This window comes from Gordonia sp. 11cp, from assembly GCF_057767225.1.
Genome location: NZ_CM173437.1, coordinates 4,619,517 through 4,634,419, shown reverse-complemented (window position 1 = coordinate 4,634,419; position 14,903 = coordinate 4,619,517). Strand labels below are relative to the sequence as shown.

Below are 14,903 nucleotides of genomic sequence, written 5' to 3'. Positions count from 1 at the left end.
GAACGCGGTCGCTCAACCCGCCGGGTTGGCCGCCTTGTACTCGCGGCGCCGCCGGTGCAGGATCGGCTCGGTGTAGCCGCTCGGCTGCGTCGTGCCCTCGAGGATCAGTTCCTTGGCCGCCTGGAAGGCGATGTTGGAGTCGAAGTCCGGCGCCAGCGGACGGTAGGTCGGGTCGCCGGCGTTCTGACGGTCGACCACGGGGGCCATCCGCTCGAGCGAGGCCACGATGTCGGACTCGCCGACGATGCCGTGACGCAGCCAGTTCGCCAGCAGCTGGCTCGAGATCCGCAGGGTCGCACGGTCTTCCATGAGCGCGACGTCGTGGATGTCGGGCACCTTGGAACAGCCGACACCCTGGTCGATCCAGCGCACCACGTAGCCGAGGATGGACTGGCAGTTGTTGTCGAGTTCCTGCTGCTTCTCCTCGTCGGACCAGTCGGTCTTCGGCGCGAGCGGGATGGTGAGGACGTCCTCGACCCGGGCGGGATCGCGCTTGGCGATCTCGTCCTGGCGCTCGAAGACGTCGACGAGGTGGTAGTGCAGCGCATGCAGCGTCGCGGCCGTCGGCGACGGCACCCACGCGGTGGTGGCGCCGGCCTTGGGATGCCCGATCTTCTGCTCGAGCATGTCGGCCATCAGGTCGGGCATGGCCCACATGCCCTTGCCGATCTGTGCCTTGTGCTGCAGGCCGGCGTGCAGGCCCGTGTCGACGTTGAAGTTCTCGTACGCACCGATCCAGGTCTGCTGCTTCATCTCGGCCTTGCGGACCATCGGCCCGGCCTCCATGGAGGTGTGGATCTCGTCGCCGGTGCGGTCGAGGAAGCCGGTGTTGATGAACACGACGCGCTCCTGGGCGGCCTTGATGCACGCCTTGAGGTTCACCGTCGTGCGGCGCTCCTCGTCCATGATGCCGACCTTGAGTGTGTTCTCCGGCAGGCCGAGGACCTTCTCCACGCGGCCGAACAGCTCGACGGTGAAGGCGACCTCGTCGGGACCGTGCATCTTCGGCTTCACGATGTAGACCGAGCCGCTCCGCGAGTTCTGCAGTCCCTGGTCGCTCATTCCGTGGATGCCGATCAGCGAGGTGATCAGGCCGTCGAGGATGCCTTCGGGGACCTCGTTGCCGTCGGCGTCGAGGATGGCGTCGTTGGTCATCAGATGTCCGACGTTGCGGACGAAGAGCAGCGACCGACCGTGCAGATCGAACGTGGTGCCGTCCGGGGCGGTGTACTCGCGGTCGCCGTTGAGCACACGGGTGAAGGTCTTGCCGCCCTTGGAGACCTCTTCGGCGAGATCGCCCTTGTTGAGGCCCAGCCAGTTGCGGTAACCGATCACCTTGTCCTCGGCGTCGACCGCGGCGACCGAGTCCTCGAAGTCCATGATCGTGGTGATGGCGGACTCGACGACGACATCCTTGACGCCGGCCGGGTCGGTGGAGCCGATGGGAGAGGACGGATCGATCTCGATGTCGAGGTGTAGTCCGTTGTTGCGCAGCAGGATCGAGGTCGGCGAGTCGGCGTCGCCCCGGTATCCGACGAACGCGGTCGGATCGGCGAGGGTCGAGGTCTTGTCGCCGTCGAGCATCACCTGCAGTGCGCCGTCGACGACCGCGAACGCACGCACGTCGGTGTAGCTGCACTGTTCGAGCGGCACGGCTTTGTCGAGGAAGTCCTTGGCGTAGGCGATGACCTTGTCACCGCGGACCTTGTTGTAGGACGAACCCTTCTCGGCTCCGTCGGACTCGGGGATCGCGTCGGTGCCGTAGAGCGCGTCGTAGAGCGAGCCCCACCGTGCGTTCGAGGCGTTGAGCGCGAAGCGCGCGTTGAGGATCGGGACCACGAGCTGCGGACCTGCGGTGTCGGCGATCTCGCGGTCGACGTTCGACGTGGTGATCTGGAAGTCGGCCGGGACCTCGGCGAGGTAACCGATTTCGGTGAGGTACGAGGTGTACTCGTCGAAGTCGGCGGTGCCGGGGGTGAGATCGGCATCCTTGTGGTCACGGTGCCAGGCGTCGAGCTTGGTCTGCAGTTCGTCGCGGACGGCGAGCAGCTCGCGGTTGCGCGGGGCGAGATCGGCGATCACCGATGCCGCGCCGGCCCAGAAGGCATCCGCATCTACACCGGAACCGGGCAACGCCTCGTTGTTGATGAAGTCGTGCAGGACGGTGGCGACCTGCAACCCGTTGACGGTGATCCGGTCAGACATGGCAGCCTTTCTCGAGCGAATGACGACGCATACATGCTACTCGTCGGTAACGGCGCTCGGCAGGCGCCTCCCGTCACGAGTGGTGTGCGCGCTCCGCGAGCTCCGTACACAGGTCGAACAGCCGGGACCGCAGGGTCGCTCCGCGTTCGGCGATCGCCGATTGCTCGCGGACGTACTCGGCGCGGCCCGCGGGTGTCTCGATTCGGACCGGTGAATACCCGAGATCGCTGAGATCGTAGGGACTCGCGCGCATGTCGAGGTCACGTGCCCTCAGGGCGAGCGCGAAGCAGTCGAGCGTCAGGTCCGACGGCACGAGCGGCGCGAGAGTGAAGCAGTACCGGTAGAGGTCCATGGTCGCGTGCAGGCACCCCGGTTGCTCGTGCTCGATCTGGGACGCCCGGGTCAGCATGGTGTCGTTGTGCGGCCGCGCCGGATCGGTGAAGAACCGGAAGGCGTCGAAATGCGTGCACCGCAACGGCATGGACTCGACGACCGCGTCCGTCCCGGCCGTTCCCAGACGTAACGGCATGTCGTGCCGGGTGTGGTCGGTGCGATAGACCATCGCCCACTCGTGCAGGCCGAAACACCCCAGCCGGGCGGGCCGCCGGGCGGTGGCGCCGAGCATGTCGACGGCCGCTGCGAGTGCGTCGGCCCGGCTCCGGAGGTAGAACTCGCCGACGTGCACGCCGGCCTCGGTCTGCTCGTAACCGCGCAGACCGAGGAATTCCTCACCCTCCTCGAGGGTCACGCCGAAGCCGGGATGCCAGCGCAGTACGTGCGCCGGGCGTGACGAGTAGTAGGTGAAAAGGAAGTCGATCACCGGATGCCGCGCACCGCGCCGCCGAGCGTCGAGGTAGGGGCCGATCAGGTCGTCGACCGCCCGACGATGCGCGTCGCGCCGGGATCGCCAGGCCCCGCCGGTGAGGAGGGTGGCGTCGCGAACCGTGCCCGGGGAGGTCAGTCGCGTGCTCGCCATCGCACTCACACCCGATGGGTCTCGTCGCGGACGTTGCCGACGAATTCCTCCACCAGATCGGCGAGGGGAACGATGCCGATGGTGCGGCCGCTGTCGTCGACCACGGCGCCCAGGTGCGAACTGGAACGACGCAGCACGCCGGTGGCCTCGTCGAGTGGCGTGGTCGAATCGATCACCGGCAGCGGCCGTATCTTGTCGACGCCGATGATGGTGTCCGGTCCGATGTGCTCGTCCAGGATCTCGTCGAGCACGTCCTTGAGGTGCAGGTAACCGGTGAAGGTGCCGTCGGGCCCGCGGACGGGGAACCGGGAGAATCCGGTCTCGGTGACCGCCTTCTCCACGGCGCCCAGCGTGGGCCCGATGCCGCCGGTGCCGGACACCTGCACGCCGACACTGCGCATCTGTTCCAGCGGGATCATCACCTCGGATACCGTGCGGCCGACGGATAGCAGGGCGCGGGTGAGGCGTTCGTGCTCCTCGGCATCGAGGAGGCCCTCCTGCTTGGACTCGCCGACCATCTCGGCCAGCTCGCCCAGCGACACCGTCGACTCCAGTTCGTCCTTCGGCTCCACGCGGAGCAGTCGCAGCGAGATGTTCGCCGTCCAGTTGTAGAAGGCGATCAGCGGCCGGACCAGGCGGATGAACAGCAGGTGCGCCGGTACGAGCAGCATCGCCGACGTCTCCGGACCTGCGAGTGCGATGTTCTTCGGCACCATCTCACCCAGCAGGATGTGCAACACCACGACGAGCGACAGCGCGATGGCGAACGAGATGGGGTGCAGCAGGGCGTCGGGAACGTGCGCGAGATGCAGCGGCGCCTCGATGAGATGCGCGACCGCGGGCTCGCCGACGCGGCCGAGCAGGATGGAGCAGATCGTGATGCCGAGTTGTGCACCCGCCAACATGAGCGACAGCCGCTGGCCGGCGTAGATCACGGTGCGCGCACGGGTCTTACCGCTCTCGGCGAGTGCTTCGAGGCGGTCGCGTCGTGCCGAGATCAGGGAGAACTCGGCACCCACGAAGAACGCGTTGCCGGCGAGGAGGACGACGGTCAGTCCGACCGCCCACAGATCACCCATGTGGGTCCTCCTCCTGAGTTGTCGGCGTGTGGATGTCCTGGCCGGCGGCCCCTTGTACGTCGTCCTGGTCCGCGGGCGCGGGCCGGATGGCGACGACATCGACCCGGCGCCCGTCCATCTGTGTCACGGTCGCACGCCAGGCGACGTCCGGGCCGCGATCAGGCGATTGGCTGCTGTCGTCGTCGGTCTCGCCGCCGGGTGAGCGGCGCGGCAGGTCCACCACGTCGTCGACGGTGGGAATGCGACCCAGGCAGTACATGACGAGCCCGCCCAGCGTGTCGTACGGACCATCGGGTGCGTGGTAGCCGGTGGCGTCGTACAGCTCGTCGATCCGCAACAGCCCGGCGCACAGGAAACCGTTGCCGTCGACGGCCACGTCGGCGCGTTCGTCGTCGTGCTCGTCGGTGACATCGCCGAGGATCTCCTCGATGAGGTCCTCGGTGGTGACGATCCCGGCGGTGCCCCCGTATTCGTCGATCACCACGCACAGTTCCATGCCGTCGGCGCGGATCCGCTCCATCAGCGCGTCGCCGTCCAGGCTGGCCGGCACGCGAGGGACCGGCCGGGCGATCGAGGTGACCGACGTGGTGGCCTGCCGTTCCGGCGGAACGGTGAACGCCTGCTTGATGTGCACGACCCCGACGAGGTCGTCGAGGTCGCCGTCGATCACGACGGGGAAACGCGAGTGACCGGTCCGCGACGATGCCATGACCAGGTCGCGGACGGTGTCGGCGCGGTCGAGACAATCGATCGTGACGCGGGGGGTCATCAGGTCTTCCGCGGTGAGCTCGCCGAAGCGCAGTGACCGGTCGACGAGGGTTGCGGTCTGCTCGTCCAGAGCGCCGCGACGTGCCGAGTTCCGCACGAGCGACACGAGTTCCTGAGGCGACCGCGCCGAGGCCAGCTCGTCGGTCGGTTCGATGCCCAGCCGGCGCACGATCCAGTTCGCCGCGCCGTTGAGTCCGTCGATCGCCCAGCGGAACACCGCGGAGAACACCGTCATCGGGCCCGCGGTGGCTCGTGCCACCGCCAGCGGCTTCGAGATCGCCAGGTTCTTCGGGATCAGCTCGCCGAGCACCATCGACAGTGACGTCGCGATGACCAGCGCGAGGATCAGCGACGTCGCCGAGGCAACCGCCTCGCCGACCCCCAGTGCGTTCAGCGGCGGCCGGAGGATCCGGGCGAGGACCGGTTCGGCGATGTAGCCGGTGATCAGCGTCGTGATGGTGATACCGAGCTGGGCGCCGGAGAGCTGGAACGAGAGGGTGGAGTGCGCGCGCTGCACCATCCGCGCACGCCGGTCCCCGCGATCGGCGACGTCGGCGGTGATGGTCGAACGCTCCAGCGCGGTCAGCGAGAACTCGGCCGCCACGAACAGGGCCGTTCCCAGGGTCAGCGCGATGAACCCGACGAGACTCGCGATCAGGAGCAGGATCTCCACGTCACCACCCGCCCGGCAGGGGCCGTCCTTCGGCGAAACCGGCGGGCGACTGGATCCCCAGCACCACCTTGTCGTGCAGCTCGCGCAGATTTCGGGCGCCCGTGTAGGTCGCCGTGCTGCGGACACCGGCGCAGATGTGATCGATGAGGTCCTCGACGCCGGGACGCTCCGGGTCGAGGCGGATCCGCGAACTCGAGATGCCCTCCTCGAACAGGCTCTTGCGTGCGCGGTCGTAGGTGCTGTCGCCGCTGGACCGCGCGGCGACGGCCCGCTTCGAGGCCATCCCGAAGCTGACCTTGTAGGGGCCCCGCGCGTCCTCGAGAAGGTCGCCCGGCGACTCGTGCGTACCGGCGAACCAGGAGCCGACCATGACGTTCGACGCGCCGGCCGCCAAGGCCAGCGCCACATCGCGCGGGTGTCGAACGCCGCCGTCGGCCCACACGGCCGCACCGTGCCCCGCGGCGACCGAGGCGCATTCGGCGACGGCCGAGAACTGCGGGCGCCCGACGCCGGTCATCATCCGCGTCGTGCACATCGCCCCCGGGCCGACTCCGACCTTGATGATCGATGCCCCCGCGCTGATGAGATCGAGGGTGCCCTCGGCGGACACGACGTTTCCGGCGGCGATCGGGACGCCGAGGTCGGCGTCGGCGACCGCGGAGAGCGCGGTGAGCATCTTCTCCTGGTGACCGTGCGCGGTGTCGATGACCAGCAGGTCGGCACCCGCCGCGACCAGCGCACGAGCCTTGCCCACGACATCGCCGTTGATGCCGACGGCCGCTGCGATGCGCAGCGCGCCGGCGGAGTCGACGTTCGGCGAGTAGATCGCGTGCCGCAGGGCCCCCACGCGGTTGAGGACCCCGGCGAGCCGGCCGTCGGGTTCGACGAGCACGGCCAGGCCGAGGTGCAGATCACCGAGTGCGTCGAAGACCTCGCGGGGCGGGGTGTCGACGGGCAGCGTCACGATGTCGGGGTCGGCGACCTCGCGCACCCGTGCGAACCGGTCGACGTCGCGGCACCGCTTCTCGGTTACGACACCCACCGGTCGGCCGTCCTCGACCACGACGGCCACCCCGTGCGCACGCTTCGGGATCAACGCGACCGCGTCGGTCACCGACGCCCCCGGGTCGAGGATGACCGGGGTGTCGGCGACCAGATGCCGCGACTTCACGTACTGGATGGACGCGGACACCGCCTCGATGGGCAGGTCCTGGGGGAGCACCACGAGCCCACCGCGGCGGGCCACCGTCTCGGCCATCCGCTTGCCCGCGACCGCCGTCATGTTCGCCACGACCAGCGGAATCGTGGTCCCGCTGCCGTCCGAGGTCGACAAGTCGACGTCGAAGCGCGAACTGACGTCCGACCTGCCCGGGACGATGAACAGATCGTCGTACGTCAGATCGTGTGTCGGCCGGTGGCCTTCGATGAATCGCACTGAGTTCGCAGGCTCCTATTCGGTCACTTCCGAGCGGTCCCCGCTCCACAGGGTGTGGAACGTGCCTTCTTTGTCGATGCGCTGGTAGGTGTGCGCGCCGAAGTAGTCGCGCAGGCCCTGGGTCAGTGCGGCGGGCAGGCGTTCGGCGCGCAGACCGTCGTAGTACGACAGCGACGACGCGAAGGCCGGCACCGGGATACCGAGGAGGGTCGCGGTCGAAACCACCCGGCGCCAGCTGTCGATGCCGACCTCGACGGCCTCGCGGAAGTACGGCGCGAGCAGCAGGCTCGGGAGTGCCGGATCGTCGTGGTAGGCCTCGCGGATGCGGTTGAGGAACTGCGCCCGGATGATGCAGCCGCCGCGCCAGATGGTGGCAAGTGCCCCGCGGTCGACGTCCCAGCCGTATTCGGCGCTGCCGGCGGCGATCTGATCGAAGCCCTGGGCGTAGGCGACGACCTTCGAGGCGTACAGGGCGGTCTTGATGTCGTTGACGAAGGTCTCGCGGTCGGTGGGGGCCGAGCCGAGATTCCCCGCCGACAGACCGCGAGCGGCGACGCGCTGGTCGGTGGCGCTCGACAGGGCGCGGGCGAACACGGCTTCGGCGATGCCGGTCGTCGGGATGCCCAGATCGAGCGCGGACTTCACGGTCCAGCGGCCGGTGCCCTTCTGGCCCGCGGCGTCGACGATGACATCCACGAGCGGCTTGCCGGTCTCGTCGTCGACCTGGCTGAGGACCTCCGCGGTGATCTCGATCAGGTAGCTCTCGAGTTCGGTGGTGTTCCAGTCGCGGAAGACGTCGGCGATCTCCGAGACAGGCATGTCCAGGGCTTTGCGCATGAGGTCGTAGGCCTCGCCGATCAGCTGCATGTCGGCGTACTCGATGCCGTTGTGCACCATCTTGACGAAGTGGCCGCTGCCGTCGGGGCCGATGTGGGTACAGCACGGCTCGCCGTCGACCTGGGCGGCGATCGACTCGAGGAGCGGCCCGAGGGACTCGTAGGACTCGACGGGACCGCCCGGCATGATCGACGGGCCGTTGAGCGCACCCTCTTCGCCACCGGAGATCCCGGCGCCGACGAAGTTGAGTCCGCGGGCCGACATCGCGGCCTCGCGCCGGATGGTGTCGGTGTAGAGGGCGTTGCCGCCGTCGATGATGATGTCGCCGGGCTCCATCGCGTCGGCGAGCTCTTCGATCACCGCGTCGGTGGCGTCGCCCGCCTTCACCATGATCAGCACCCGGCGCGGACGCTCGAGGGCGGCCACGAACTCGGCGACTGTCTCGGTGCGGATGAAATCACCGTCACCGCCGTGGTTCTCGAGCAGCGCGTCGGTCTTGGCGATGCTGCGGTTGTGCAGCGCGACGGTGTACCCGTGCCGGGCGAAGTTGCGTGCGATGTTCGAACCCATGACGGCCAGGCCGGTGACACCGATCTGGGCCTTCGCGGAGGGAGACGATGAGTCGACGTTGTTCATGCCGACAGCCTATTGCCTCCGTGTCCGAACCGGCGATCTGCCTCCACGTGTGACCGCGGTCCGATTGCTGTCGGGAGTCGGCTGTCGGGGAGTCGGGTCGTCAGAATGCCGACATGAGGCGGTTGAGCTCGGTCAGCCACGGGATCGCGACCGCAAGGGTCGGGAGGACCAGGATCGCGGCCGCCGCGACATAGGCGCCGGCGGCGAGGGCCCGGGCGGGACGGTCATCGCGGAGACGATGGACACGCGTCAGGGTGGTCGGCCCGCCGACCGCCATCGCACCGCGCGGCGCCACCGCGTCGGCACAGGCGACCAGGGCACGACCGAGCGTGGTCGGGGCGGTCGCCCGGACGGCCTGGTCGTCGGCCAGTGCCTCGACGAGCAACTCGGCCGCGCCGAGCGCGGAACTGCTCCGCACGAATCGGGGGAACGCCTCGTGCAAGGCGATGAAGGCCTCGAGCACGAGGTCGTGCCGAGCGCGCAGGTGGGCGCGCTCGTGGGCGATGACCGCGACCAGTTCGTCACGGGTGAGGCGGTGCACCACGCCCTCGCTGACCACGACGCGCTGTCGGAGTCCGGGCAGGCAGTAGGCGAGTGGTTGCTCGACGTCGATCATCCGGACGTCGCGGGCATAGAGGGGGTCGTCGGCGTCGTCGATCCGGTCGCAGCGGTCGAGGATGTCGATGAGCTGGCGGTGCGCCTTCCGGCGGGCGCGGGTGCGTACACCGACTCGGATCACCGTGTAGAACAGGCGCGCGCCGACGAGGAGGGTCAGGACGAAGACGCCGACGCAGAGGAGCCACAGCGGCAGGCCGAGCCGTTCGATCTCGCGGACCGGGTGAGTGGTCGGGGTGCCATCCGGTCCGATCACGAGGATGTTCGCCGCGATCGCCAGGCCACAGCTGAACGCCGACAGCACGGCGGCGAGGGCAATGGCCTGCCACAGCGTCATCGCCGCGCGTGGGGCTCGGATCGGCCAGCGTGCCCGGGACAGTGCCTCGGGGACGGGTCCGGCGAGCACCAGGCTGACGATGCCGAAGAGCAAGGCGGTCATCTGGTGATTCCTAAATGTGGGCTGCGAGTGGTGGTGCCGCGAATCTAACCGGTGTCGCTTGTTCCTCGTGCGGCTTCGAGCTCATCGAGTGCGGAACGGAGGGCAGCCGCCTCGTCGGCGCCGACGCGTCCGACGAACGACACCAGTGCCGCGTGTCGGGAGCCAGGGGCGTCGGCCTCGCTGAGGGCGTCGACCATGAGGCTGGCGACCAGGTCCTCCCGTGGATGGGTGGGGACGTACTTGTGTGCCCGGTCGTCCCGGATCTGGGTCACCAGATTCTTCTTCGCCAGTCGCTGCAGGACCGTCATGACGGTCGTGTAGGCCAGGGAGCGGTCCCGCGACAGCGCGGCATGAACCTGCCGCACGGTCTGCGGGGTCGAACTCTCCCACAACGTGTCCATCACAGCGCGCTCGAGGTCGCCCAGGCCATTCATCTTTCGCATTTTACTGCTGTGCCTCCGTTTGTGGGTCCGCTGGATACCCAGTTGTTGCGTGCCGGTGTGCCGAGCGGCGCCCTTGCGGAGCGGCACGCCGTTGACGTGGCCTTTTCCCCGGCGCTTGACACGTTGGTAAGGCTAGCCTACATTAAGTGTCACGTCGGACCGCGCGAGAGTCCTGAGGGCTGCAGAGACCCCCGGTCCACGGCACGGAAGGCCCCGCATCTCCCAGAGGTGCGGGGCCTTCCGGTATCTACGGGGACAACGTCGGAGGGTGTGTCCCGTGTTCCCGGCGGCCTCTCCGGGCGCGAGCCGACCGCTGTCGCGACGCACGGAGCCGCATGCGACTGTTGACGGCATGACTGCGAACAGTGCGGACGGTGTTCTCCGGGATTCATTCGGCAAGGGCCTCGACGGCGTCCTGGGCCTCGAAGTCGTCGAGGCGGGTCCTGACCGGATCGTGGCCACGATGGAGATCACCGAGAGTCACCATCAACCGTTCGGGATCGTGCACGGCGGGGTCTACTGCGCGGTCGGCGAGAGCGTCGCGAGCATGAGTGGCTTCCTGTGGCTGCAGGACTCCGGGATCGGTGGGACCGCCGTCGGGGTGAACAACAACACCGACTTCCTCCGGTCCGTCCGCGCGGGCACCGTCACCGCGACGTCGACTCCGATCCACCGGGGCCGACGTCAGCAGTTGTGGGCCGTCGACATGGTCGACCAGGACGGCGCGCTGCTGGCCAAGTCTCAGGTGCGACTGCAGAACATCGAGGTCAAGTAGGCCGCTGAGGCCCGCGTCACCCCCGGGCGGCTCGGCGCGCCGACCCCGCCCCGGCATGGCAGGATGACTCGTACTGCCCGGCCGGACCCATTCGAGACGACCGTCCGGCCGAACACTTTCGAGGAGCGCTCCCGGTGCGATTGTCGCCGCATGAACAAGAACGGCTGTTGATCTCTTACGCGGCCGAACTGGCCCGCCGGCGACAGGCACGGGGTCTGAAGCTCAATCACCCGGAATCGGTGGCTCTGATCACCGACCACGTCCTCGAAGGCGCGCGCGACGGCCGTTCGGTGGCCGAGTTGATGACCTCGGGACGCGAGGTGCTCCGGCGCGACGACGTGATGGACGGTGTGCCGGAGATGCTGCACGACGTCCAGGTGGAGGCGACCTTTCCCGACGGCACCAAGCTGGTGACCGTGCACGACCCGATCGCCTGAGAGTCGTCGATCGAGACCAGTGGCGGGTCGGTCCTTGCCGGACCCCGTCCCGTTCACCGAACCGCAGCATTCCAGAGAGGACCGAGATGCCGGGTACTCATTCCACCGGCCCGCGATCGACGATCGTGCCGGGCGAGGTCATCGCCGTCGAGGGGACCATCGAACTCAACGCGGGTGTCGACGCCGTGGAGCTCCGTGTCGTCAATTCCGGTGACCGCCCCGTGCAGGTCGGCAGTCACGTGCACTTCCCGCAGTCGAACGACGCACTCGTCTTCGACCGTGTCCGCGCACATGGCCGTCGGCTCGACATCCCGGCCGGCACGGCCGTGCGGTTCGAGCCGGGTATCGAGATGACCGTCGGTCTCGTCCCGCTCGGCGGCACCCGGGAGGTGTACGGGATCACCCTCGATCCCCCCGGTGCCTGCGGCCCGGTCGACGCCGTCCGCAGCGACGAGAGTGAGTGACGCATGGCCATCCTGGGACGCGACCGCTACGCGCAACTGTTCGGCCCGACCACGGGCGATCTGATCCGGCTCGCCGACACCGACCTGCTCATCGAGGTCACCGACGACCTCTCGGGTGGGCCCGGGCGCGCCGGGGACGAGGCGGTCTTCGGCGGCGGCAAAGTGATCCGCGAGTCGATGGGACAGAGCCGGGCGACTCGCGCCGACGGTGCCCCCGACACGATCATCACCGGTGTCGTCGTGCTCGACCACTGGGGAATCATCAAGGCCGACCTCGGGATCCGGGACGGCCGCATCGTCGCGATGGGTAAGGCGGGCAACCCCGACACCATGGACGGGGTGCATCCGGACCTGGTCATCGGACCATCGACAGAGATCATCGCCGGCAACGGCAAGATCGTCACCGCCGGCGCCATCGACTGCCACGTGCACTTCATCTGTCCCCAGATCATGGACGAGGCGCTGGGCAACGGGATCACGACCGTGGTCGGTGGCGGGACGGGACCGGCCGAGGGCAGCAAGGCGACCACCGTGACGCCCGGCGCCTGGCACCTGGCATCGATCCTCGCCGCGACCGATCACTGGCCGATGAACATCGCGCTCCTCGGCAAGGGCAACACCGTCAGCGCCGAGTCGATGCACGAGCAGATCCGGGCGGGCGCATCGGGTTTCAAGCTTCACGAGGACTGGGGCAGTACGCCCGCGGCCATCGACGCCTGCTTGCGGGTGGCCGACGAGACCGGCGTCCAGGTCGCGTTGCACTCCGACACCCTGAACGAGGCGGGATTCGTGGAGACCACGCTCGGGGCGATCGCGGGCCGGGGCATCCACGCCTACCACACCGAGGGAGCGGGCGGTGGTCACGCGCCGGACATCATCACGGTCGCGGCCTATCCGAATGTGCTTCCGTCCTCGACGAATCCGACTCGCCCGCACACGGTGAACACGCTCGACGAGCATCTCGACATGCTGATGGTGTGCCATCATCTCAACCCGACCGTGCCGGAAGATCTCGCCTTCGCCGAGAGCCGGATCCGTCCGTCCACGATCGCCGCCGAGGACCTCCTGCACGACCTGGGTGCCATCTCGATGATCGGGTCGGATTCGCAGGCGATGGGCCGCATCGGCGAAGTCGTGCTGCGAACCTGGCAGACCGCGCATGTCATGAAACGCAAACGCGGGTCACTCCCCGGCGACGGGCGGGCCGACAACAATCGTGCACGGCGTTACGTCGCGAAGTACACGATCTGCCCGGCGCGGGCGCACGGCTTCGACGACGAGATCGGTTCGGTCGAGGTCGGCAAGCTCGCCGACCTGGTGCTGTGGGATCCCGCGTTCTTCGGGGTCCGGCCGGATCTGGTCATCAAGGGCGGCGCCATCGCCTGGGCGGCGATGGGCGACGCCAACGCGTCGATCCCCACGCCGCAGCCGGTCTTCCCGCGGCCGATGTTCGGCGCCGCACCGAAACTCGCGGCCGCGACGTCGGTGAGCTTCGTGGCCCCGGGGGCCGACGCAGACCTCGCGGGCCGGATCGGGGTCGACCGCAGGCTGGTCCCGGTCAAGAACACCCGGGGTGTCGGCAAGGCAGACATGATCAACAACGACGCGTGCCCGACGATCGAGGTCGATCCCGACACGTTCACCGTGACGGTCGACGGTGAGGTGTGGGAGTCCGAACCAGTCGCCGAACTCCCCATGGCGCAACGGTATTTCCTGTTCTGATGCGTTCCGACGACACGACCACGGTCACCTCCGCGCCGCTGGCGATGATGCTCGCGCTGGCGGATTCCCGGCTGCCGGTGGGCGGGCACGTGCACTCCGGCGGTGTCGAACAGGCGATCGCCGACGGATTCATCCGCACCGCAAGCGATCTCGCGGCCTTTCTGTACCGCCGGGTGACCACGAGCGGTCTGGTCGCGGCCTCGGTGTCGGCCGCGGTGGCCGACGGCGTACTCGAGGTGCCCCGCGCGCAACGTGAGACCGACGCGCGCACACCGTCATCCGCCGCTCGGAAGGCCTCGCTGGCGCAAGGGCGCGGCATGGTGCGGCTGGCACGCCGGATGTGGCCGGACACCGATTGGTCGGCCCACCGGCCGTCGACGCACCTTCCGGTCATCAGCGGGTCCATCGGCGCGGTGTCCTCCCTGTCGGGATTCCACACCGCGCTGATCCTCGTCTACACCACGATGAGCGGGTCGGCGACCGCCGGTCAGCGGTTGCTCGCACTCGACCCCGCCGACGTGTCGATCATGATCGCCGAGCTCGGCGCCGAATGCGAACGAGTCGCCGCCGAGGCCGCGGTCGGTCTGGCGGACCTGTCCGACCCGGTCCTCGACATATTCGCCGAACGTCATGAGCGGCAACCGATGCCGCTCTTCATGTCCTGATCCCGCGACCTCGCGCAGCCGTACGTCGCGAACCGAGAGGAGTCCTCATGCCCCCGCATCTCATCGACGGGCAGCCGCACACCCACGACCACGACCGGCCGCGCCGCAAGCGCGAACCCGGTGAGGCCCTGCGCATCGGCATCGGCGGCCCGGTCGGGTCCGGCAAGACCGCGCTGGTGGCCGCGTTGTGCCGACAGCTCCGGGACGAGCTGTCGGTGGCCGTGCTGACCAACGACATCTACACGACCGAGGATGCCGACTTCCTGCGCCGCAACGCCGTTCTGCCCGACGAGCGGATCACCGCCGTCCAGACCGGCGGATGCCCCCACACCGCCATCCGTGACGACATCACCGCCAACCTCGACGCCATCGACGATCTCGTCGAGGCCAACCCGCCGCTGGACCTGATCCTCGTGGAGTCCGGCGGCGACAACCTCACCGCCACCTTCTCGACCGGGCTCATCGACGTGCAGATCTTCGTCATCGACGTCGCCGGCGGCGACAAGGTCCCGCGCAAGGGCGGCCCCGGCGTCACGTTCTCGGACCTGTTGGTGATCAACAAGATCGATCTGGCCGAACGCGTCAACGCCGACCTCGAGGTCATGCGCCGCGACGCGGCGAAGGTCCGTGACGGCCGCCAGACCGCGATGATCTCGCTGACCGAGGATCCCGCGGCAACAGATGTGCTGGCGTGGGTCCGGACTCAGCTGGCGGCCCCGGTCGTCGCCGGGTGA

At 68.6% G+C, this 14,903-nt stretch carries 14 protein-coding genes; 6 read left to right on the top strand and 8 right to left on the bottom strand.

What is annotated here, in order from left to right; genetic code table 11:
• Nucleotides 1–12: 12 nt before the first annotated feature.
• The 8 genes from AC3B6C_RS20830 to AC3B6C_RS20795 all read right to left on the bottom strand — a co-directional run bounded on the left by AC3B6C_RS20830 (nucleotide 13) and on the right by AC3B6C_RS20795 (nucleotide 10,106).
• On the bottom strand, nucleotides 13–2,205 hold the full coding sequence (locus AC3B6C_RS20830; protein ID WP_488373987.1) for a malate synthase G: 2,193 nt from the start codon (nucleotides 2,203–2,205) through the stop codon (nucleotides 13–15).
• Nucleotides 2,206–2,278: 73 nt separating this feature from the next.
• On the bottom strand, nucleotides 2,279–3,181 hold the full coding sequence (locus tag AC3B6C_RS20825; protein ID WP_488373986.1) for a 3-methyladenine DNA glycosylase: 903 nt from the start codon (nucleotides 3,179–3,181) through the stop codon (nucleotides 2,279–2,281).
• Between the two features lie 5 nt (nucleotides 3,182–3,186).
• Nucleotides 3,187–4,260, bottom strand: a complete 1,074-nt coding sequence (locus tag AC3B6C_RS20820; protein WP_488373984.1) for a hemolysin family protein — start codon at nucleotides 4,258–4,260, stop codon at nucleotides 3,187–3,189.
• Entirely contained in the window at nucleotides 4,253–5,701 is a 1,449-nt protein-coding gene (locus AC3B6C_RS20815) for a hemolysin family protein (protein ID WP_488373983.1), read from the bottom strand. Before AC3B6C_RS20815 ends, AC3B6C_RS20820 begins: the two co-directional genes overlap by 8 nt.
• A gap of 1 nt (nucleotide 5,702) precedes the next feature.
• Entirely contained in the window at nucleotides 5,703–7,136 is a 1,434-nt protein-coding gene (guaB1, locus tag AC3B6C_RS20810) for a GMP reductase (protein WP_488373982.1), read from the bottom strand.
• Nucleotides 7,137–7,151: 15 nt separating this feature from the next.
• Entirely contained in the window at nucleotides 7,152–8,609 is a 1,458-nt protein-coding gene (gene gndA / locus AC3B6C_RS20805; RefSeq protein WP_488373981.1) for an NADP-dependent phosphogluconate dehydrogenase, read from the bottom strand.
• Between the two features lie 100 nt (nucleotides 8,610–8,709).
• On the bottom strand, nucleotides 8,710–9,663 hold the full coding sequence (locus tag AC3B6C_RS20800; protein WP_055475400.1) for a M56 family metallopeptidase: 954 nt from the start codon (nucleotides 9,661–9,663) through the stop codon (nucleotides 8,710–8,712).
• 44 nt (nucleotides 9,664–9,707) lie between these two features.
• On the bottom strand, nucleotides 9,708–10,106 hold the full coding sequence (locus AC3B6C_RS20795) for a BlaI/MecI/CopY family transcriptional regulator (RefSeq protein WP_010843819.1): 399 nt from the start codon (nucleotides 10,104–10,106) through the stop codon (nucleotides 9,708–9,710).
• Nucleotides 10,107–10,458: 352 nt separating this feature from the next.
• On the opposite strand from AC3B6C_RS20795, the gene AC3B6C_RS20790 reads away from it, so the two are divergent.
• The 6 genes from AC3B6C_RS20790 (at nucleotide 10,459) to ureG (ending at nucleotide 14,903) form a co-directional block, all read left to right on the top strand.
• Nucleotides 10,459–10,881, top strand: coding sequence for a PaaI family thioesterase (locus AC3B6C_RS20790; protein WP_010843820.1), 423 nt, complete (start codon nucleotides 10,459–10,461; stop codon nucleotides 10,879–10,881).
• 134 nt (nucleotides 10,882–11,015) lie between these two features.
• Nucleotides 11,016–11,318, top strand: a complete 303-nt coding sequence (locus AC3B6C_RS20785) for an urease subunit gamma (protein WP_004022149.1) — start codon at nucleotides 11,016–11,018, stop codon at nucleotides 11,316–11,318.
• An 86-nt stretch (nucleotides 11,319–11,404) separates the two neighbouring features.
• Complete coding sequence (locus tag AC3B6C_RS20780) at nucleotides 11,405–11,782, top strand: urease subunit beta (protein ID WP_488373980.1); 378 nt, start codon at nucleotides 11,405–11,407, stop codon at nucleotides 11,780–11,782.
• Nucleotides 11,783–11,785: 3 nt separating this feature from the next.
• On the top strand, nucleotides 11,786–13,504 hold the full coding sequence (locus tag AC3B6C_RS20775) for an urease subunit alpha (RefSeq protein WP_488373979.1): 1,719 nt from the start codon (nucleotides 11,786–11,788) through the stop codon (nucleotides 13,502–13,504).
• Nucleotides 13,504–14,169 (top strand): urease accessory protein UreF, encoded by a 666-nt coding sequence (locus AC3B6C_RS20770; protein ID WP_488373978.1) that lies wholly within the window; start codon nucleotides 13,504–13,506, stop codon nucleotides 14,167–14,169. The genes AC3B6C_RS20775 and AC3B6C_RS20770 overlap by 1 nt, the downstream gene beginning before the upstream one ends.
• 47 nt (nucleotides 14,170–14,216) lie before the next feature.
• Nucleotides 14,217–14,903, top strand: a complete 687-nt coding sequence (gene ureG, locus AC3B6C_RS20765; RefSeq protein WP_010843824.1) for an urease accessory protein UreG — start codon at nucleotides 14,217–14,219, stop codon at nucleotides 14,901–14,903.

Coding starts and splice junctions, on each gene's coding strand:
- AC3B6C_RS20830 (WP_488373987.1), bottom strand. CDS start 2,205: ATGTCTGACCGGATCACCGTCAACGGGTTGCAGGTCGCCACCGTCCTG.
- AC3B6C_RS20795 (WP_010843819.1), bottom strand. CDS start 10,106: ATGCGAAAGATGAATGGCCTGGGCGACCTCGAGCGCGCTGTGATGGAC.
- AC3B6C_RS20825 (WP_488373986.1), bottom strand. CDS start 3,181: ATGGCGAGCACGCGACTGACCTCCCCGGGCACGGTTCGCGACGCCACC.
- ureG (WP_010843824.1), top strand. CDS start 14,217: ATGCCCCCGCATCTCATCGACGGGCAGCCGCACACCCACGACCACGAC.
- AC3B6C_RS20820 (WP_488373984.1), bottom strand. CDS start 4,260: ATGGGTGATCTGTGGGCGGTCGGACTGACCGTCGTCCTCCTCGCCGGC.
- AC3B6C_RS20775 (WP_488373979.1), top strand. CDS start 11,786: ATGGCCATCCTGGGACGCGACCGCTACGCGCAACTGTTCGGCCCGACC.
- AC3B6C_RS20780 (WP_488373980.1), top strand. CDS start 11,405: ATGCCGGGTACTCATTCCACCGGCCCGCGATCGACGATCGTGCCGGGC.
- gndA (WP_488373981.1), bottom strand. CDS start 8,609: ATGAACAACGTCGACTCATCGTCTCCCTCCGCGAAGGCCCAGATCGGT.
- AC3B6C_RS20770 (WP_488373978.1), top strand. CDS start 13,504: ATGCGTTCCGACGACACGACCACGGTCACCTCCGCGCCGCTGGCGATG.
- AC3B6C_RS20800 (WP_055475400.1), bottom strand. CDS start 9,663: ATGACCGCCTTGCTCTTCGGCATCGTCAGCCTGGTGCTCGCCGGACCC.
- AC3B6C_RS20790 (WP_010843820.1), top strand. CDS start 10,459: ATGACTGCGAACAGTGCGGACGGTGTTCTCCGGGATTCATTCGGCAAG.